Below are 19,675 nucleotides of genomic sequence, written 5' to 3' on the forward strand. Positions count from 1 at the left end.
TGAGTTTTCCACCCACCGCGAACCGCCCCGCGCGATGAGGTCGTCATACGGTGGGGTCGTCCCAGACCAGCAGACGGATTGGCGTCGGGTTGTAAGCGTTGCAGGGGTTGTTCAGTTGCGGACAGTTCGAGATCAACACCACCACATCCATCTCGGCTTTCATCTCCACATACTTGCCCGGCGCGGACAACCCGTCCAAGAACTCCAGGCCGCCCTCGGTTGTAACAGGCACATTCATGAAGAAATTGATATTGCTGGGTAGATCGCGCTTGCTCATGCCCAGATGCTCGCATGCCGGGTCGTGCGCCAGCGCATGCAGAAAGTTGTCCCGGCAACTGTGCATCGGGAATTTATCCAGCCCATAGCGCACCGTGTTGCTTTCGGCGGCGCATGCCCCGCCCAGCGTATCATGCCGTCCGCATGTATCGGAGACGATGGTAAGCATGACATTGCCGCAGTTGGAGTACAGCATGCTGCCTGTGGTGAGATACAGCATCTGCTGGCGGCGAATGGTGTTGGTTGCGCTATATCGCTCCGTCGCCCTCGATGCGCTGTAGAACAGCGTGTCCACCGCCTGGTTTCCGCCCAGGTCGACGATCCGAAATACCTGTCCCTGCATCACCAGCTTGACCCACGGCTCCCCCGCGGCGCATATTTCATCCACCACCGCGGTCTCGGGATCAAGTTGACTTTCGATAAGTTGCGTTGCGCTCATGCCGCACCTCCATCACCGCCATATAGACGTTTAGTATTTTGCAGGGCGCGCATATTCTCGATAATGCGCGCACATGCCGAAACTGCCGAGGGTGGCGAGGTAAATGCCGCCAGGCTTACGGCGCCGGGACGATAGCTCTTGGCCGGGTCGAGTGGGTGCGGTGCGGCCGAAAGAATCATCAGCGTGTCCATTTCGAAGCTTAAGTCCACATAATCCCCGGCCTTGCTGTTGCCAGAGTGAAAAGTAAGCGCGCCCGATGCATCAGCCGTCACCTTGCTGAAGAAATTGATATTGGTGACCAGATCGCGCATGCCCAAACCCCATTTGCCCAGCTCTATCAGCATGCCGTCCAGTCCGCTGCGGAACATTTCGTTCCGCTGCTCCTGAAAGCGCGTCATCCCGTAGTTCTCACGTATCAATGCCGTATCGCTCACTCCACACGCCGTATCGTGCCATCCGGCGGTATCCTCGGTAATACAGCAGAATATGCGCCCCATGTCTGAATGGCAGGCGTGCCCTTTCGTCAGACGGAAAGTGTGCTGCGACTTGAGCGTATCCGCCATGTTGTACCGTTCCAGTTTTTCTTCGGAATTAAAAAACAGTATTGCGGCATTCGCGCCCCCGGTTACGTCCGTCAAACGCAGCGTCAAGCCTCGGCGCAAGGTGCCTGACCAGTGACATCCCCCAGGAATGTACTGGTCCCAAAGAAGTGCATGGGGCTGGTTCATATTTATCTCCTTTCTTTCTTATGATTCACAAAATTTTGCCCATCAGGGACGGGTCCAACTGGACCCTGCAAAGCTGCTATAGGCGCTGGTAACTCGATCCGGGGTTCACCTGTTTATATATATAGCTAGTGCGGCGCGGTACTTTGTACCGCGGGTTTTTTTCTGATTCTATTAACCAGAACGTACAATGCCGTCACGATGAGAATGCTGCCCAGCACCAGAGGAACCGCCCAGAGCTGCCACCATGGAGCGGTGGGCGACACCGCATAAGGGCGCGGCCAGGCAATATTGATGAGTTCGAATACAGACCAGAGGAAAGCAACCGTGTTGATCGCCAAACCCCACACCCCGAGCTTGAGCTCCCCCAGTGCAGGATTCCAGCGTCCGGTTAGCCTGGTATACAACCCCACCCCGGTGGTCATCGAAAACATGGCATAGAGTCCTCCGGTACCAAACGCTATTACCGTCGCCACCGCGCCGTCGTTCAGTCCGAACAGCAATCCGAGTCCAGCCAGCGAGACGGTACACAATACCGCCTTGCGGGGCGTTTTGTCGGGTGCCAGCTCGCTTAGCACAGCAGGCATATTCCCTTCCCGCGCCATTGAATAAACAATGCGCGAGGTATATTTCACTACCGACGCGCCGCATGCCAGGAACGCAACCATCACAATCCCCAGAAAGGGCTTCTCCGCCCAAGCGCCAAAACTGCTGACGATAACAGGGGTGATCGGATCAGATGTGTTGCTTGCAGTTCGAAGCGTATCCCGGTCAAACGCCAGAGTCAGGGCAGCGGAATTGAAAAGCACGACTGATCCCACCACACACAAGGATAAAAATACCGCGCGCGGCACCATGCGCTTGGGGTCATTGGTTTCTTCCGCAATGGTCGAACAGGCATCAAAACCGATGAATGCCCAGCCTGCGATCGCAAGCGCTGCGAGGAAAGCCGCGGTTTCGCCGGGAGCGGTTCCGGTGCCAAGATGCTGGAACAATTCCGTGAAAGAATGCTGCCTGAAGAAAAGAAACAGCAGGAGCGCCACGCCCAGTGAACCCACCACTTCGGCATAAACGCCGAGCGTGATGACCAGCTTGAAAATATTGACGTTAACCACGTTGATCAACGTGCAAAGCAGCAGAAAGACCGCTCCCCACATCACTAAAGCATGGCCTGTTTCACCAGGCGAGCCGAAAAACATTGATAACCAGACGCCCCCGGTATAAGCGGTTGTGGTGAGCATGGCAATAGTCGAGCTGACATAAATGACGCCCGCGAATTGCCCTGCGGTCACACCGGCCAGCTGACGCGTCCACTTGTATGCGCCTCCCGCGATTGGGAACTGTGACGATAGTTCGGCGTACACGGTCGCGACCAGTAATTGCATTACCAGACATGTGGCCAGCGCCGCAAACCAGCCGCCCCCCGTGACCACGGTTTGCACGCTGATAATGGCGTAAAGGCCGACCACGGGCGAAACAACCGCGAAACCGAGCGTGAAGCTGTTCCAGACGCTCATGCTGCGGTGAAGCTTATCAGCGGCTCCAGGCGTCTTGGCGGGAATGCCCGTGGGAATATTATCCGAGGAAGGCTTTATCGACATGGCGGGCCCATCCGAAGCAATACCGCGGGCACACTCAAATTTAGGCGATAGCGAGAAGGCGGTTCCATCCGGTTGGGTAAAGATAACCCCCCGGAGAAAGATGGAACAGAGCTGGAACCCAGCCTGCTTAAGAGCAGAAAAGGTGCAGTAGAGAGGTGCATGAACAAGGTCTCCTTGTAAATCGGCGGTCAAACCCAAGAGTCAATGTATGTGCTACATCATCTCCCGGGCTTTTATCCCTCCGTGGAGCCTCGTCACGACGAAGCCGGAAACTCTCGGACCAGACGCCTCCTCTGCTGATGAGCAGGCCGGAACCCTAGTTTCGCTTTACATCAACTGCACTTCCTGGTGGAAGCGTCAAACTTGAAGTACAGTCAGGTATTACTGGTAGTTATTTTTGCACGCCTTGCTCAGAAAGGCAAGATGTTGCCGATCAGGTCATTCCGGAATTTTTTTGCGCGCCACGACCACCCCATCGCGAGTGGGGTTGATGAATGCGTCAAATTCGGGATCGTCGAAAATGAGACGGTTATGCTCGAGTATGGCTTCTGTCCAGCCGGGCACAATATCAACATAACGTTCAACCGCCACCCGTCCATGCCAAAGCACATTATCGGCGATATAAAGACCGCCGGGGCGAATCCGCTCTTTCGCCATCCGCCAGATCTCGGGGTAGTCACCCTTATCCGCGTCGTTATAACAGATATCAAACAACCCTTCGGTTTGCGGAAATATCTCCTGGGCGATGCCAACCCGGAAATCAACTTTGCCTAATAGACCGGCAGCGCCGAGATATTGTTCGGCCTTCCCCTTGTTGAGCGGATCGCCGTCCGTGCAAATCACCTTACCGCTCCCCGGCACTGCTTTTGCAAACCAGTAGGCGGAGTAGCCATAGCCGCTGCCGAACTCAAAAATGTTTTCCGCACTGACTGTCTTTGCCAGTGTTTGGAGAAAAACACCCACTAATCGTCCAACGATGGGAAAATTGTTTTTTTCGGCCACAGCTTCCATTTCGGCCAGCACTGGATGATCGGTCCGGTTTGCCAGACTGCGCATATATTTCTCGATAGCCGGATTGACCGGGACTAATACGGCTGGATTATAAATAGTTGGAGATTGCATATTGGTCATGAGCTGCTCCTCCTCGGGAAAAATACGAAAATAGGCAAAGCGCCGACTGTTTCCCGGCGCCAATAGCCATGAAGGACAAACGCGGCCAAAGTTGATAACGGTTTTCAGTATAGCTCACGAAATATATGGGTTGCGGTCGCGTTGTAGATACCCTTCGCGACCCAGTCTTCCACCCGCTCCTCCTGAGACCAAAGACATTCACTCCCAACCCATTGATGAAAAAATCGGATATGCCATCCGTATCGCAGCTTTTCCATCGGGCGCCACGGTGGGTCCGGGGATGGCCGACGTAGGCCCTTTCATGTAGAATACAGGTCTTCCTTCTCGCTATGCTGCATTCGCCTTCACTATCGCCCCTTAAGGGTCTATGAGTGCAGCGAACGGCAACTCCCGGGCTACAATGAAGCCCGAAGCGAACCCCAGGCTAGACTGTCATCCGTGCCGTTCAGGCAATGCCGTTGTTCGCATTGCCCCAATCGCACGGAACTTGAACGAGGTTGAAATGAATCGCAAACCCCGCATTGTCCTGACATCCCAGGACCTGGAACGGCTTGAAGCTTTGCTTGAGTCGCTCCCCGCCAATGCTTTTCCAGGCAAGAACGAACTTCGCGCCGAGCTTGACCGTGCGGATGTTGTCGAGCCCGAGCAAATACCGCCGACCGTCGTGACCATGAATTCGACCGTGCGCTTCAGCATCGATTCTTCGGGAGAGGATTTCTGCCTGACCTTGGTCTATCCGAAAGATGTGGATGGCAGCGGGAATACGATTTCTATCCTGGCCCCGGTCGGCAGCGCGCTCCTCGGTCTCTCCACCGGCGATGAAATCGAGTGGCCACGGCCGGGTGGTGGGACAATCAAGGTACGGATAGTTGAGATTATCTATCAACCTGAACGAGCGGGAAAATTCCACCGCTAGCCAGCATCAGGTAGCTCATCAAGCGATCTTATGCCTGTACCCAGCGAGGGGCAGAGTGCGGAAAAGGTTGTAGATGGCCGGAAAACTGACGCCCATCAATGGCTGGCTTGTTCAAAAAGCGTCCTGATTCTGCTATAGTTCCCGGCAACTTTTTTGCCAAGAACATATAAAATCTCAGGGACCCTACCATGAACCTTCCCAGTTGTCCGGCCTCATCAGCCATTGATCGATCCCACGCAAAAACCTTCCCTAGCACGTCAGAAATTCCCTCCCTCTGGTCATTATCGAAACTTTGTACCGGCATAGGCGCGCTAAGTCTCGCCTTCCAGGTTTTTGCGGCCGACCCGCCTCCGGCGCCGGCGGGAAGCACGGCAGTCGCTCCCACCACCGCGCCCCCTCCGGGCGCAGAGACGCCACCCCCAGGGGCGAAGGTAGATTGGTCCAAGGTTCCGCCAGTGACAGCGCCGCCCCGGCCAGGCATGTTCACGATGCCGCCGTCGGGACCAAACTATTACACCTTAAAGGATCAGGTTACCGGAAAAAAACGCGACGCTCCGCCGGTTTCGCCATTTGCCCCGTATGCGCTCATGACGACACCCGCCTTCGATCTTGATTTCCGCTATATGGAAAAACCGGGGTATGAGCCCGATCTTTTCGATCCCATTAAACGCATTCATTTAGGTGATGATTTTCTCCTGTCGTTTGGCGGCAGCTTCTGGTACCGCTACATGCGGGAGTCGGATGCGCGTCTCACTACCACAAACGACAACTACCACATGATACGAAGCCGGTTCCATGCCGACTTCTGGTATCAGGACAAGGTCCGGTTGTTCGCGGAATTCATCGATGCCCGTACTTTTGGGCAGGCGCTGTCACCCCAGCCGACCGACGTCAATTACACTGACATGCTGAACCTTTTCGCCGATGTAAAAGTGGCCACGGTCAAGGATGCGCCAGTTTATATTCGCTTCGGCCGCCAGGAACTCTTATATGGGTCGCAACGGCTGATCTCAACCCTGGACTGGGTGAATACGCGCCGCACCTTCCAGGGCGTGAAGGGTTTCTGGCGCACGCCCACCTTCGATCTGGATGCTTTCTGGGTGCGGCCAATGGTGACCCAAAAAGACAGCTTCGACAATTGGGACGAAAAACAGGAATTCTTCGGCTTGTGGGGAACATACCGCCCCATGAAGGGCCAGCTGGCCGACTTCTATTTCCTGAGTCTCGACGACAATCGTAATAGAGCAATCGGCAGCAACAACATCAGCGGTAATTCAATCACGAATACTATCGGCAGCCGTATCGCTGGCGATTACAACCAGTTTCTGTATGAACTGGAGGGCATGTACCAGTTCGGGCAATACTCCAACCAGGATCTCTCGGCTTTTGCAGTCGCCTCCGGTGCCGGATACCACTTCAAGGGCGCTCCGCTGAACCCCCAGTTCTGGCTGCGCTACGATTTCGCTTCCGGCGACAATAACTTGACCGACGGGGACCGCACCACGTTTAACCAGCTCTTCCCCTTCGGTAATTACTACCTGGGCTGGATCGATCGCGTAGGCCGCCAGAATATCCACGACTTTAACGCCCAACTCAACCTGCACCCGGCCCCGTGGGCAAATTTCACCGCGCAATACCACCGCTTCTATCTGGCGAACAAGCAAGACTTTCTGTACAACGCCGCAGGACTTGCTACCTTGCGTGACCCCACCGGACAGGCCGGAAGCTATGTTGGCGATGAAATCGACTTCCGTTTCAATATAAACGTCGACCGGCACCACAATGTGCTTGTTGGCTACTCCAAGCTGTTCGCCGGTGACTTTTTGAAAGCCACAGCGCCGCGCGTTTCCCCGGATCTGTTTTATGTGCAGTACAATTTCCGGTTCTAATCACCTTCGAATTTGCATAGCGAGAACACCTTAAGCCCCTGTTGCTCCAGCCTCGACCTGCCGCCGATATCCGGCAGGTCGATGACGAAGCAGCATTCCACCACTTCTCCGCCCATGTCTTGTATTAGCGCAGCGGCGGCCTCCGCCGTTCCCCCGGTCGCGATGAGGTCGTCCACCAGAAGCACGCGATCACCCTTCTGAATCGCGTCCACGTGAACCTCGATGCGATCGCTGCCATATTCCAATTGATAGTCACGCCCGCGGGTCTCGGCCGGCAGCTTTCCCTTTTTCCGTATCGGAACGAAGCCCACGCCTAGTTCGTAAGCAACCGGCGCACCGATAATGAAACCGCGCGACTCGATCCCCGCGACTTTATCAATCTTTATTTCCTTATGACGCTTGGCAATCTCCTGAATCGTTGCCCGCAACCCCACCGGGTCTTTCAGCAACGTCGTGATGTCGCGAAACATGATGCCTTCATGAGGATAGTGCGCGACGGTGCGAATGCGTGATTTAATTTGCATGACAGTCCAGGTTATGTTTCAAATGCGGTAACCTTACTTAGCGGCGGCGATGCCGCGGGGCTGCGGATGAGCTGGGCTTTTCCGCTATACTACCGGAAAAGTTGCCGGAAACGGCGTTCTGGTTTATTCTTTGCGCCCCTGCTGGTACCCTTGGGGAATTCCCGACAGGAGAGATGGCCGAGTGGTTTAAGGTACACGCCTGGAAAGCGTGCGTACGGCTCAAACCGTACCGAGGGTTCGAATCCCTCTCTCTCCGCCAATATATTATTTTATGTCTCTGTTTTAAAGATAAGAAAATAGAAATTCCGCTTATCTACCCACGATCTATCCTCCATCGAAGCGCTCGTTGAACCCTAACCCCTATGGGTCTTAACACTCCCCGATAAACCAAACGATATTTTACGCGTAACCCGCATTACGGCCTTTCAACACAACTGTCCTTGACCCTGTCGACGAGCTTTCGCAGTACCAATAGTTACTATCCAGATTCATCGTCTCCCACACCGCGAAAGCAGCTCTGCGGGGAAGCTCGCAACCCTCGGATGTGAGCGGGATTGCTGGATGGTAAAAAGTTGCATGGATTACGCGAAGAAAACCGACCGGTTTTTTGACGACCTATAAAGTGAAATACCGGGAATTGCCGCCATATGACGAAATGTTCCCGTCCAATTGGGGAAGTTTAGGGAGCGACAAGCCGAATCACTGTTCAGGGGAATGAAAACGCTCGTCGGGTGCTAGGAAGCGTTATTCAGGGCGGGATGGCCGACTGACTATTAAGGTTATAAGGACGGCCATCTTTCTCCGCCTCGTCGATCAAGCTATTGGCGCGCTTCCCAGGATCCTGGGCGATGGTCACGCCCCCCATTCGTTTGATGCTCCAAAGCCCGGAAGTGCCGTCGACCAACGCACCGGACAGGACGATCCCAATCACCTTTGAACCGTGATTATATGCTGCAGAGCGAAACAGGGCATCGACAGACGGGCGATTGCGGTTTTCCTTGGGCCCGCGCGTTACCAGTACACGGCAGCTTTCGAAGAAAAGTGCAACAAGCCAAAGGATCAATTCCTGAGTTCGCGTCAGTCCATGCGAACATCATGAGCCTCCGACCCGATATCTCATACTGACCTGTAAGATTTTACAGCTATCCAAGATTTCCCTTTTATTGTCTCATAGCAATACATTCGCACTCGTTCGCACAGAACATTTGCGCATCGGCCTTAGGTCGACAACTCACTTTCCTGCCTGTGACGTCGTTGGTGCAAGGTGCCTTATCGTGTATAAACATACGCCCGCAAAAGTATGACTACCCAGTATCTTGTCTTTCTTTTGGATGATCAACGCTATGCCCTGCATCTGTCCACGGTAGACAGAGTGGTGCGCATGGTCCGTATCACCCCGATTTCGAGCGCGCCCGAGATTCTGCTTGGCGTAGTCAACCTGGAGGGAGTGGTCATACCGGTCATGGATGTGCGCCAGCGTTTTAATCTGCCGGAACAGGAAATCTCCCTGTCCGACCGGCTCATTTTCGCCCGCACGAGGCAGCGTTCAGTGGCGCTGGTGGCAGATACCGTGACAGGCGTTATCGAATGTTCGGAGCACAGCCTGATTTCCGCCGAGCGTATCCTACCGGAGCTCGCGCACGTCGAAGGTGTTATCAAGTTGGAGGACGGACTGATCCTTATCCACAATCTCGACAAATTTCTTTCTCTTGAGGAAGAGGCGGCCCTGGATTTGGCCGTTGCTGCGACCTAAACAAGTATGAAGAGCGCTCTCAGCCAGCCACTGCTTTCCCAACTCAGCAAACTACTTGAAAATGAGATGGGCCTGTACTACCCGACAAAAAGCTGGGGTGATCTCCAGCGACGTGTTTCTGCCGCCGCGCCTGCGCTTGGGATGTCGGATACGGAATCATGTGTTCGTCGGCTCCTGTCAGCTCCTCTGACGCGACAACAGGTTGAAATACTCGCTTGTCATCTAACCGTGGGGGAAACATACTTCTTTCGAGAGAAGGGATGTTTCGATGTCCTCGAGGAGCACATTTTCCCGGAGTTAATTCGCGCGTGCGCACGTTCGGTCCGCCCGCTGCAAATCTGGAGCGCGGGCTGCTGCACCGGAGAAGAGCCTTACTCGATTGCCATACTCCTTGACCGTCTGAGCCAAAACAGCGCGAATGTCGACGCAACAATATTGGCCACCGATATCAATCCGGTATTCCTGGAAAAAGCGTCCAAGGGGTTATACGGCGAATGGTCATTTCGCGGTACCCCCCCGGGGGTCAAGGAGCGATATTTTAAACCACGAAAAAATGGGCAATTCGAGATACTGCCCCATATTCGAAAGCGAGTGACTTTTTCATACCTCAACCTGGCCGAGGAGGCCTATCCCGATATCATCAATGGGATTGACACGATGGATGTGATTTTCTGTCGCAATGTATCGATGTATTTCAGTCCCGACAGGGCTATGAAGATTGGACAACGCTTCTATCAGTCACTCATAGACGGTGGCTGGCTCATTCTGAGTCCGGTAGAGGTGGCAAGAGAGTTATATCCACAGTTCAAGCAAACTGCTTTTCCCACGGCAATTTTTTATCACAAGACCAAAATCGCCGAGCCACAGGTAGCGATAATCGAGTACGAGGCGCCGTTGCCCCCGCAGCAGCTCGACGGCGGCACCACGCCTGAGCAAGGCTCGTGGCCGCCTTCCTGGGTTCAGAATGAGGAAGTGCCACTTCTTCCGCAAGCCGCAGAGCTGTGCCAACCCGCGGTACAGAAGGATGAGGAGGAATTCGAGGCGCTCTTCCACACAGCACGCTCTTACGCCAATCTGGGGAAGCTCACTGAAGCCGCAAGCTGGTGTGAAAAAGCAATCGCCACCAATAAGCTGAAGCCGACGGCTCATTATCTGCTTGCCATAATATGCCAGGAGCTCGGGGAAGGCCCAAAGGCAATACGATCGCTGAGGCGGGCGCTTTACCTCGATCCGGATTTCGTACTCGCGCACTTCTCCCTGGGCAACCTTTGCACGTTTCACGGCCAACCGGGGGAGGCAGAACGCCATTTCGACATTGCGCTGGGGCTGCTGTCACCGCGCACCGACGATGAACTGTTGCCGGAATCGAACGGCCTGACCGCAGGACGGCTTAGGGACATTGTTACATCCGCGCGCGCGAACATCGTGCTCGCATCCACGGAAAGAGAAGCATAGTGACTGGCACGCGTGACCCCCTCCGGCAGGATAAGGCAAACCCGAAATCCACCAATTTCAGTGAAATCGAGCAACGTCTCGAAACTGCGCGTGCCGCGCTTGAAAATATCTGGGTTCCCTCGGCGGAAGAAACACGGCGTATTCTTCAAACAAGGGCGCTGACACTGGCACAGGAAGCTTCGCTCGGTGAGGGCGTGGAAGACGTCACCGAGGTCCTCGAATTCACCCTCGCCTATGAGCGGTACGCAGTTGAGACGCAATATGTGAATCAGGTTGCCATGCTGGAACAACTCATACCGTTGCCGTGCACACCCGATTTCGTGCGTGGCATTGTTAACTTGCGAGGCGCCATACTGCCGGTTCTTGATCTCAAGAATTTCTTCGAATTACCCGTAAAAGGTTTAACCGATCTCAACAAGATTATCGTGCTGCAATCCGAAAAAATCCTCTTCGGCATTCTAGCGGATGAGATCGTTGGCGTACGTAATATCCTGCTGAGGGACGTTCAATCCTCACTCCCCACACTTACCGGCGTACGAAAGGATTATCTGAAGGGTGTAACACCTGAAAGGGTAACCCTGCTCGATGCGGAAAAGCTTTTGATATCGGAAAACATTATCGTACAGGAGCAAGTCGCCGAGTAGAAATCTTGACTTACCGGTTGGAGCGACATAAACGCTCGACGGCTAGACAGGGCTTTTGTGGCCGCCGTAAGTTCAAGGACTAGGGGTGAAGGGAAAATATGACCATTAGCAAGAAAATAATCGGGAGCTACGTCGTCGTACTGGCGCTGCTCGTGCTCGTAACCAGCGTTGCTTTTTACGCGCTTAATCAGACACAGGCAACGTATAACCGCTTTCTTAACGTCGATGAGCGCCTCCTTGAGGCCGCCAATGAGCTGCGCTCTGTCACTTTTGCGCAGCAGACCTACGTACGGGGCATGTTGCTCTATCCAGAACTGCATCAGGTGAATCAAGGGCTTCTTGAAGCCAATGACCGGCAGTTCAAGCTCATTTTCGAAAGAATGCGCGGCCTGACAGATACCGCCCAAAATGACCTGCTGGAAGATCTTGAAACCCTCCAGCAGCAACTGGAACAGGCTCAGCAGCAGGCAGTACGCCTGGCGCTGGAAAAAAAGACTGAAGAGGCAATCGCCTATACCATCAAGGAATTTCGTCCTCGCAGCATAGCGCTCATCGAGAAGGCCAAACGGTTCTATGAACAACAAGCAAAGTTGCTGGAGAAAGGAAGAATCGAACTCGCCGAGAAGGTGAATTCTTACACGCTGACATTAATAATAGCTGCCCTGTTTGCAATAATTGTCGGGTTAACGATCGCAACCCATCTCAGCCGCGCTATCACTCGCGAACTTCGGGAAAATATCGCTCAATTGTCGTCATCTTCAGCAGAAATTCTTGCTACTACCACACAGGTCGCATCAAGCGCAGCCGAGACCGCAGCCGCGGTAAGCGAGACAACGGCCACTGTGGAGGAAGTGAAGCAAACCGCGCAGCATGCAAGCCAGAAAGCGAAGTACGTTTCCGACAGCGCGCAGAAAGCTTCCAACGTCTCCCAAGCGGGGCGCCGATCGGTTGAAGAGGCTCTTCATGTGATGCACCGCATCAGGGAACAAATGGGCTCCATCGCGGAAAGCATCGTCCAGCTATCTGAGCAGAGTCACGCCATCGGTCAGATTATCGCCACGGTCAACGACCTCGCTGAGCAATCCAACCTCCTCGCGGTTAATGCCGCGATCGAGGCGGCCCGGGCCGGCGAACAAGGCAAGAGTTTTGGCGTGGTGGCGCATGAGATCAGAAGTCTTGCCGAGCAATCCAAGCAGGCGACGGGCCAAGTGCGCACCATTCTTGGCGACATTCAGAAGGCCACCAACGTCGCCGTTCTCGCTACCGAACAGGGCAATAAGGCAGTTGAAGCGGGGGTAAAGCAGTCATCCGAAACGGATGAAGCAATCCGGCTTCTGTCTGCGAGCATCAACGAGGCGGCGCAGGCGGCCACACAGATCGCGGCGTCCAGTCACCAGCAAATGGTTGGCATGGATCAGGTGGCGGTGGCGATGAATAATATCAAGGAGGCAAGCGAGCAGAACGTTGCAGGCACGAGGCAGGCCGAGCTGGCCGCACAGGGGCTTCATCAGATGGGAGTCAGGCTGAGATTACTGGTCGGCGGCAAGGATTTCCATACCGACTGATGGGCGATATCCATGAAAAGCAAGCATGATGAGCTCCTGAAAAAACTCCTTGCCACGTTTCGACTTGAAGCGGATGGGCATCTGCAAAACATGGTTGCGGGTCTGCTATCCCTGGAAAAAACACCTGTAGCTGAGCAATCTGCTCTGGTTGAAGTGATTTTTCGAGCCGCACACAGCTTGAAAGGGGCCGCCCGAGCGGTAAATCTTACACACGTCGAAGCCGTGTGCCGATCTTTGGAAAATGTGTTTTCAGCAACGAAAGAGCGTCGCTTGGTCATTTCATCGGACTTGATCGACCTGCTGCTCCAGGCAACAGACGTGCTGGAGCGTCTTGTTAACATGAATGATGCCGATGCCAGCGCGCTCAAACTGCCGGCAGCCACGCTCACTCGGCAGCTCGACGACGCATTGATAAGCCCGGCGCATGAATTTCCGGTGCCGAAGCCGCCACGTCAGATTGCGCCAGTACCCTCCGATAATACGCCCGCCGGGTCCGGCGCGAATACGACTCCGAGTCCCGCTCCTACCCGGGCATCGGCCACGGTAAGGGTTTCCGCGGAAAAACTCGATATGGTGATGCGCCAGGTTGAGGAGCTTTTGCTACCACGTCTGACGGTCGGCCATCGCGTCGAGGAGATTGGCCATGCCGCGACAACACTTGCGGCCTGGAAGAAGCAACGGCTTCAAATTCAATCCGTATTGCGAGTCGTTGATCGTGAGCTTACGCACGGTATTCGGGACGGCAATCATCATTCCCTTGCGGCGCATGAGCTCCCCAAGCTCCTCAAATATCTTGATGCCGAGCAAGTTCAGATGAAAATGCTTGAGGATCAGCTCGCCCGGTTGCAGCAGGCCGCAGCGCAGGATCAGCGCATGCTTGCGAGCATGACCGATTCCCTGCGCCAGGATGTCAAGGAAATGCAGCTATTGCCATTTTCGTCGTTGCTGAACATCCTCCCGCGATTTTCGCGTGAGCTGGCACGGGAGCAGGGCAAAAGCCTGGAAATGACAATTCAGGGAAGCGAGCTTGAGATGGATCGCCACATCCTGGAAGAGATGAAAGACCCGCTCATTCACCTCGTACGTAACTGCATCGACCACGGCCTCGAGCCATCGCCTGTACGTGTAGGCAAGGGCAAACGGCCCCAGGGAACCATCACCATAGCGTGCTCCCAAAAAGACAGTAGTACGATTGAAGTGCTCGTCGCTGACGACGGTGCCGGCTTTGACATCCCCATGATGAAAGAGGCGGCCTATAAGCTCGGTGTCGTTTCCGCCGACGAGGCGGAGCAGTTGGGTGAAGCTGAAGCCACCGCCCTAGCCTTTCAATCTGGGGTCACAACCAGCCCCATCGTCACGGATATATCGGGACGCGGACTCGGGCTCGCGATTGTCCATGAAAAGGTCGAACACCTCGGCGGCAGTATAGTCGTTAAGACAAAATCTGGCGTCGGGACTGCTTTCCATATTTCACTTCCACGGGCACTGGCGAACTTCCGCGGCGTCCTTGTTCACGCTAGCGAGCAGCTTTTTGTTATTCCCTCTACGAGTGTGGAGCGCGTAGTCAGGATTTCCCGTAAGGAAATCCTGACCGTGGAAAACCGGCCGACCATCCTGGTGGATAAGCAGCCGGTTTCTCTCGTATGGCTGAGCGATGTGCTTGAATTGCCTCGCCGCGCGGCACCCCTTGAACCGACGGATGATGCGACAGCAGTCGTGCTCGGATCAGGGCTTCTTCGGGTAGCGTTTTTAGTGGACGAAATTGTCGGTGAACAAGAGGTACTGGTTAAAGCGCTAGTTCGACCTTTGACCCGAGTGCGCAACATTGCAGGGGCGAGCGTGCTGGGCTCCGGTCGCGTGGCGCCCGTGCTCAACACAACCGATTTGCTCAAGTCGGCCGTGAAGCGCCCGAGCGCAACGCGGAAATTTACCCACCCGTTATCGCCCCCAAAGGATAAAAAAGAAAAAAAACAATCGATTCTTGTGGTGGAGGATTCGATCACTTCGCGCGTATTGCTCAAAAACATCCTGGAGTCGGCAGGCTATCGTGTCAGCACGGCAGTGGATGGAGTAGATGGATACACCCTGCTCAAGACTGCCGCCTTCGATTTGGTCGTCTCGGATGTGGAAATGCCACGCATGGATGGCTTTGGCCTCACGGCACAAATTCGTGCCGAGAAGCAGTTTGCGGGGTTGCCTGTCGTACTGGTAACGGCACTGGAATCGCGCGAACACCGTGAGCGCGGCATTGACGTGGGTGCCAATGCCTACATTGTCAAAACCAGCTTTGATCAGAGCAACCTGCTGGAGGTTATCCGGCGACTTATTGGTAGGTCATCAACTTCGCTCGCATGATCAAGGTCCTGGTAGTGGATGATTCGCCCGTAGTGCGTGAATTCCTTGTTCACATCCTAAGTTCCGACCCTGTTATTACCGTTATAGGTACAGCAGATGACGGCGAGGAAGCACTCGACATTGTGCGTCGCCAACGGCCGGACGTAATCACAATGGACATTCATATGCCCAAAATGAACGGGCTTGACGCGACACGCCTGATCATGGAGACGGACCCGACACCAATTGTTATCGTCAGCGGTACTGAAGATCCCACTGAAGTCGCCACTACGTTTAATGCAATGGACGCCGGCGCATTGGCGGTGCTGCGCCGCCCGGCTGGCATAGGCCATCCCGACCACGAGGCGATGGCTCAAGACATGATACAAACGGTAAAACTGATGTCCGAGGTGAAGGTAATACGACGCTGGCCACGCAAGCGGCCCGCGGCGCCGACTCCCCGCACAGGAAACATGGGATTGGCGCGCGCATCAGCCCGAATACGGGTTGTCGCCATTGGCGCTTCCACGGGAGGGCCACCGGCGCTCGAAACAATCCTGGCGGCGCTTTCCAAAGATTTTCCGGTGCCAATTTTAATCGTCCAGCACATGGCGCCCGGCTTTATCAAGGGCTTCGCCCGCTGGCTGGCGACTTCAACGGGCATGCCCGTCCATGTCGCAACACACGGCGAGTCCCTGCTGCCCGGGCATGTCTATGTAGCGCCCGATGATCACCAGATGAAAGTGGAGCGCGAAGGAAAGATTGCACTGACAAAAAACGATCCCGAGCATGGACTACGGCCTTCGATTTCATACCTCTTCCGTGCTGTTGCCGCTGTATATGGCGCAGATGCCGTGGTTGGATTATTGACGGGAATGGGGCGCGACGGAGCAAGCGAACTGAGACTGCTCAAGGAGCATGGCGCCGTTACTTTTGCGCAGGACAGGGACAGTTCTGTGGTGCACGGCATGCCTGGTGAAGCTATCAAGCTGGATGCCGCGATGCTGGTCCTGCCGCTGGAGAAAATCGCCGCCGTCCTAACCAATCTTGTGAATCATAGGGGAGAAATTAGAGCGTGAGCGCGACGAGCGACATTCAGAGTAAACCCAGCCATGCGGAGATTTTGATCGCGGAGGACAGCCCGACTCAAGCGGAAAAACTGCGCTACCTGCTGGAGGAGCATGGCTATTCCGTTATCGCCGTGTCAAATGGCAGACAGGCCCTCGCAGAAGCTCACCGACGCAAGCCCACCCTGATCGTGAGTGACGTAGTGATGCCCGAGATGGATGGATACATGCTCTGCCGGGAGATCAAACGGACTGAAGAGCTCAAGGATATACCTGTCGTACTGCTCACCTCGCTGTCCGACATCAGGGACATCATGAAAGGGCTGGAATGCGGGGCGGATAATTTCATCCGCAAGCCTTATGACAACGAGTATCTCCTCTCCCGCATCAGCTATCTGCTCATGAATCTGACGTTACGAAAGAATCAGAAGATGCAGATGGGAATGGAAATTTTCCTGGGTGGACAAAAGCATTTCATAACGGCCGAACGCCAGCAGATATTGGACTTGCTGATTTCAATCTATGAGGATGCAATCCGCCTCAACAATGAGCTTCATGCGCGGCAACTGGAGTTGGCCCACTCGAATCACTTGCTCAACGGTCTTTACCGCATCGCCGAGGGGTTGAACCAGGCGGTAACCGAACGCGAGGTTTGTGAAAAAGCGCTTGAGTATGCAATGGAGCTACCGGGGCTGCGAGCAGGATGGCTCTACCTCGAAAACAACAACACTTTCAGGCTGGCTGCGGCGCGCAATGCGCCCCCCACATTGTTGGCAGTGCCAACGGCAGATGGACCATGCCATTGTCAACGCCTTTTCCTCGACGGAGAGCTAGCCCAGGTTACCAATATTATCGGTTGCAGGCATCTCGTGGAACCGGAAGCGGACGCCACCAGCCCGAGCTGCCATGCCAGCGTCCCGCTGCGGAATGGCAATCGAAACCGGGGCATTCTCAATCTGGTGGGGAACGAAAGAGCTCTGTTCAGCGATAACGAACTGGAAATGTTATATGGTATCGGCCATCAGGTAAGCATTGCGCTCGAGCGCGCCTGGTTGCATGAAAACATGGAACAACTGGTTGCGCAGCGGACTGCGGCGCTCACTGCGGAAATCTCCCTGCGTAAAGAGTACGAGGCCAGGATTGTCCGGCTCAACCGTCTTTACAGCGTGTTAAGTGGTATTAACACCACTATCGTGCGCGTCCGGGGAACGCAAGAGCTTTTTGACGACGCGTGCCGTCTTGCAGTCGATCACGGACGATTCGTGTTTTGCTGGATCGGCATGTTCGACGCAGACACAAGGAACATCACCCCCATGGCCAAGGCCGGTCGCGACGACGGTTACCTGTCACAGCTAAGCCTGGATAATGTGCTCGAATCTCCAGGAAACTCATTCCTGATTGCGCAGGCGATAACGCAGGCCCAGCCAGCAATTTGCAACGATCTTACCGACCAGCGCCTGCGGCTCACCCATGCGGCAGCGGTGGAGCGCGGCTATTATTCCACTGTGGTACTGCCGCTGACGCTTGAAGGCCATGTAATCGGCATGTTCGCGCTCTATGCGTCCGAAATCGGGTTCTTCGATGAGGAGGAAATGGCCCTGCTTAGCGAGATGGCGGGGGATATTTCGTTCGCCATGGATCACTTGAAAAAAGAGGAACGCCTTAATTATCTGGCTTTCTTTAATGCGGTCACGAATCTGCCTAATCGAGCGCTTTTTCTAGACCGCGTCGATCAGCGCATCAGAACGAGCGAACACAATCATGAAGTGCTTTCCGTGATCATTCTCGACCTCGAGCGCTTCAGCAGTATAAACGAGTCGCTTGGGCATCAGGCGGGAGATAGCCTGCTGCGCCAGCTCGCGCAACGACTGAAGCAGCTACTCGGGGAAACTGACATTTTGGCCCATCTTTCCGCGGATCATTTTGCCATTGCCACCACGCATGAAGGAGAAAGTACAATCATTGCCCATGTTCTGGATAAGCTTTTACTCGGAATCCAGAACCAACCTTTCCTGATAGGTGGGCAGGAGCTGCACGTTTCCGCCAGAGCCGGTACATCGTCGTATCCCGGCGACGGGCGGGATACCGATACACTTTTGCGGCACGCTGAAACAGCGCTGAAAAGGGCCAAGGTTTCTTGCGACAGACACCTGTTCTATGCCCCTGAGTTCAATGCCCGCATAACCGAGAAGCTCAAGCTTGAAACCAAGTTGCGGCAGGCCCTGGAGCAGGAACAGCTGGTGCTGCACTACCAGCCGAAAATCAATCTCAAAACCGGACAGATCAGCGGCCTGGAGGCCCTGATGCGCTGGCGCGATCCGGAAATCGGCCTGATACCGCCGCTGAGTTTCATTCCTTTGCTCGAAGAAACGCGGATGATACTCGAGGCGGGTCGCTGGGCGTTGGGCAAGGCAATATCCGATTACAGGAAATGGCAAGCCATGGGATTGAATCCACCCAAGATAGCGGTAAATGTCTCGCCAATACAATTACGACAGAGTGATTTCGTCGATATGGTTGCCAGCGTTTTGAATGCCGCAAACAACGTCGACATCGGCCTTGAGTTTGAGATTACCGAAAGCGTGATCATGCAGGACATAGAAGCGAATATAAAAAAGCTCAGGTGCATACGCGACATGAATATCGAAGTCGCGATAGATGATTTTGGTACTGGCTACTCCTCGCTCAGCTACATCGCCAAGTTGCCGGTCAATGTGCTTAAAATCGACCGCGCTTTCATTATTAATATGACCACGAACCCCGACGACTTTACGATCGTTTCCGCCATCATATCCTTGGCCCATTCCCTGCATCTGCAGGTGATCGCGGAGGGAGTGGAAACCCATGAGCAGGCAGCGCTTTTGCGGGCGCTCGAATGTGATGAAATGCAGGGATACTTGTTTAGCCCCGGCGTCACCTGCGACAAGGTTGAAGAGCTTCTGCGGCAAAATAAATCGCTTTCCCCGCAGCCCACCCACTGAAGATTGGCTCAACCCGCTCCATATGATGCTTGGTCCTTCGGCACCGTGCCCTTCGATGCCCATTGTTGAGTAACCTGCTTCCTCGCCCTAGCGTGCCACCTATAAGGGTCCCGATGATGCCGCTGCGGAGATGCGGCCTGTTGCGCCTCTGACGCCTACGCCAAGGGATTTGCGAAAAACAATATCGCGGCAAATGCAAATATCACTGTTCTGATGATATTCGAGAAATAATCGGATTTGCATTGCGCGGACTGAAATGGATGAGCGAAGGCTGGTTACTATTCCTGCTCCCGTAACAATGCGCATCTCCTGTTGACCACTGCGGGTCTACTAAGAGTACTATTGAAAATCATTACGGCGATCAGATTTGGGATT

General features: G+C 54.6%; 15 protein-coding genes, 1 tRNA gene and 1 riboswitch. Of the genes, 10 read left to right on the forward strand and 6 right to left on the reverse strand.

Annotated features, from left to right (window positions below):
• Nucleotides 1–43 precede the first annotated feature (43 nt).
• From BM022_RS06770 to BM022_RS06785, 4 genes are all read right to left on the reverse strand, one after another.
• Nucleotides 44–715 (reverse strand): urea amidolyase associated protein UAAP2, encoded by a 672-nt coding sequence (locus BM022_RS06770; protein ID WP_091137948.1) that lies wholly within the window; start codon nt 713–715, stop codon nt 44–46.
• On the reverse strand, nt 712–1,443 hold the full coding sequence (locus tag BM022_RS06775; RefSeq protein WP_091137950.1) for an urea amidolyase associated protein UAAP1: 732 nt from the start codon (nt 1,441–1,443) through the stop codon (nt 712–714). The genes BM022_RS06770 and BM022_RS06775 overlap by 4 nt, the downstream gene beginning before the upstream one ends.
• Nucleotides 1,444–1,568: 125 nt before the next feature.
• Nucleotides 1,569–3,041, reverse strand: a complete 1,473-nt coding sequence (locus BM022_RS06780) for an APC family permease (RefSeq protein WP_091137952.1) — start codon at nt 3,039–3,041, stop codon at nt 1,569–1,571.
• A gap of 220 nt (nt 3,042–3,261) precedes the next feature.
• Nucleotides 3,262–3,372, reverse strand: a riboswitch (guanidine-I (ykkC/yxkD leader).
• A 107-nt stretch (nt 3,373–3,479) separates the two neighbouring features.
• Entirely contained in the window at nt 3,480–4,172 is a 693-nt protein-coding gene (locus BM022_RS06785) for an O-methyltransferase (protein ID WP_091137954.1), read from the reverse strand.
• A gap of 502 nt (nt 4,173–4,674) precedes the next feature.
• Here BM022_RS06785 and rnk point away from each other — a divergent pair.
• Together rnk and BM022_RS06795 are read left to right on the forward strand one after the other, a co-directional pair.
• On the forward strand, nt 4,675–5,088 hold the full coding sequence (gene rnk / locus BM022_RS06790) for a nucleoside diphosphate kinase regulator (protein ID WP_091137956.1): 414 nt from the start codon (nt 4,675–4,677) through the stop codon (nt 5,086–5,088).
• 188 nt (nt 5,089–5,276) lie between these two features.
• Nucleotides 5,277–6,977 (forward strand): alginate export family protein, encoded by a 1,701-nt coding sequence (locus BM022_RS06795; RefSeq protein WP_091137958.1) that lies wholly within the window; start codon nt 5,277–5,279, stop codon nt 6,975–6,977.
• Here the strand turns inward: BM022_RS06795 and BM022_RS06800 are convergent.
• Nucleotides 6,974–7,501 (reverse strand): adenine phosphoribosyltransferase, encoded by a 528-nt coding sequence (locus BM022_RS06800; RefSeq protein WP_091137959.1) that lies wholly within the window; start codon nt 7,499–7,501, stop codon nt 6,974–6,976. The genes BM022_RS06795 and BM022_RS06800 overlap by 4 nt on opposite strands.
• Before the next feature lie 167 nt (nt 7,502–7,668).
• On the opposite strand from BM022_RS06800, the gene BM022_RS06805 reads away from it, so the two are divergent.
• Nucleotides 7,669–7,760 (forward strand) — tRNA-Ser (locus BM022_RS06805).
• A 489-nt stretch (nt 7,761–8,249) separates the two neighbouring features.
• On the opposite strand, the gene BM022_RS15720 is transcribed toward BM022_RS06805, so the two are convergent.
• Nucleotides 8,250–8,564: a chemotaxis protein CheB gene (locus tag BM022_RS15720; RefSeq protein ID WP_218146846.1), complete on the reverse strand. Its 315-nt coding sequence runs from the start codon at nt 8,562–8,564 to the stop codon at nt 8,250–8,252.
• Between the two features lie 237 nt (nt 8,565–8,801).
• On the opposite strand from BM022_RS15720, the gene BM022_RS06815 reads away from it, so the two are divergent.
• The 7 genes from BM022_RS06815 to BM022_RS06845 all read left to right on the forward strand — a co-directional run bounded on the left by BM022_RS06815 (nt 8,802) and on the right by BM022_RS06845 (nt 19,300).
• Complete coding sequence (locus BM022_RS06815; protein ID WP_091137961.1) at nt 8,802–9,254, forward strand: chemotaxis protein CheW; 453 nt, start codon at nt 8,802–8,804, stop codon at nt 9,252–9,254.
• A 6-nt stretch (nt 9,255–9,260) separates the two neighbouring features.
• Nucleotides 9,261–10,709, forward strand: a complete 1,449-nt coding sequence (locus BM022_RS06820; protein WP_091137963.1) for a CheR family methyltransferase — start codon at nt 9,261–9,263, stop codon at nt 10,707–10,709.
• Nucleotides 10,709–11,353, forward strand: a complete 645-nt coding sequence (locus BM022_RS06825; RefSeq protein WP_256209010.1) for a chemotaxis protein CheW — start codon at nt 10,709–10,711, stop codon at nt 11,351–11,353. Before BM022_RS06820 ends, BM022_RS06825 begins: the two co-directional genes overlap by 1 nt.
• Nucleotides 11,354–11,451: 98 nt before the next feature.
• Nucleotides 11,452–12,918: a methyl-accepting chemotaxis protein gene (locus tag BM022_RS06830; RefSeq protein ID WP_091137965.1), complete on the forward strand. Its 1,467-nt coding sequence runs from the start codon at nt 11,452–11,454 to the stop codon at nt 12,916–12,918.
• 12 nt (nt 12,919–12,930) lie between these two features.
• Complete coding sequence (locus BM022_RS06835; RefSeq protein WP_091137966.1) at nt 12,931–15,273, forward strand: hybrid sensor histidine kinase/response regulator; 2,343 nt, start codon at nt 12,931–12,933, stop codon at nt 15,271–15,273.
• Nucleotides 15,270–16,331 carry a chemotaxis-specific protein-glutamate methyltransferase CheB gene (gene cheB / locus BM022_RS06840; protein ID WP_091137967.1) on the forward strand — a complete coding sequence of 354 codons (1,062 nt, stop codon included), beginning with the start codon at nt 15,270–15,272 and terminating at the stop codon, nt 16,329–16,331. Before BM022_RS06835 ends, cheB begins: the two co-directional genes overlap by 4 nt.
• A complete protein-coding gene (locus BM022_RS06845) occupies nt 16,328–19,300 on the forward strand; it encodes an EAL domain-containing protein (protein ID WP_091137968.1) in 2,973 nt (990 codons plus the stop codon). The genes cheB and BM022_RS06845 overlap by 4 nt, the downstream gene beginning before the upstream one ends.
• Nucleotides 19,301–19,675 lie beyond the last annotated feature (375 nt).

The sequence above is a fragment of the Nitrosospira sp. Nsp14 genome (assembly GCF_900113575.1).
Classification (GTDB): domain Bacteria; phylum Pseudomonadota; class Gammaproteobacteria; order Burkholderiales; family Nitrosomonadaceae; genus Nitrosospira.

Excerpts from the sequence above, each read along its gene's own strand:
- BM022_RS06770 (WP_091137948.1), bottom strand. The coding sequence starts at position 715 with ATGAGCGCAACGCAACTTATCGAAAGTCAACTTGATCCCGAGACCGCG.
- BM022_RS06775 (WP_091137950.1), bottom strand. The coding sequence starts at position 1,443 with ATGAACCAGCCCCATGCACTTCTTTGGGACCAGTACATTCCTGGGGGA.
- BM022_RS06780 (WP_091137952.1), bottom strand. The coding sequence starts at position 3,041 with ATGTCGATAAAGCCTTCCTCGGATAATATTCCCACGGGCATTCCCGCC.
- BM022_RS06785 (WP_091137954.1), bottom strand. The coding sequence starts at position 4,172 with ATGACCAATATGCAATCTCCAACTATTTATAATCCAGCCGTATTAGTC.
- rnk (WP_091137956.1), top strand. The coding sequence starts at position 4,675 with ATGAATCGCAAACCCCGCATTGTCCTGACATCCCAGGACCTGGAACGG.
- BM022_RS06795 (WP_091137958.1), top strand. The coding sequence starts at position 5,277 with ATGAACCTTCCCAGTTGTCCGGCCTCATCAGCCATTGATCGATCCCAC.
- BM022_RS06800 (WP_091137959.1), bottom strand. The coding sequence starts at position 7,501 with ATGCAAATTAAATCACGCATTCGCACCGTCGCGCACTATCCTCATGAA.
- BM022_RS06815 (WP_091137961.1), top strand. The coding sequence starts at position 8,802 with ATGACTACCCAGTATCTTGTCTTTCTTTTGGATGATCAACGCTATGCC.
- BM022_RS06820 (WP_091137963.1), top strand. The coding sequence starts at position 9,261 with ATGAAGAGCGCTCTCAGCCAGCCACTGCTTTCCCAACTCAGCAAACTA.
- BM022_RS06830 (WP_091137965.1), top strand. The coding sequence starts at position 11,452 with ATGACCATTAGCAAGAAAATAATCGGGAGCTACGTCGTCGTACTGGCG.
- BM022_RS06835 (WP_091137966.1), top strand. The coding sequence starts at position 12,931 with ATGAAAAGCAAGCATGATGAGCTCCTGAAAAAACTCCTTGCCACGTTT.
- cheB (WP_091137967.1), top strand. The coding sequence starts at position 15,270 with ATGATCAAGGTCCTGGTAGTGGATGATTCGCCCGTAGTGCGTGAATTC.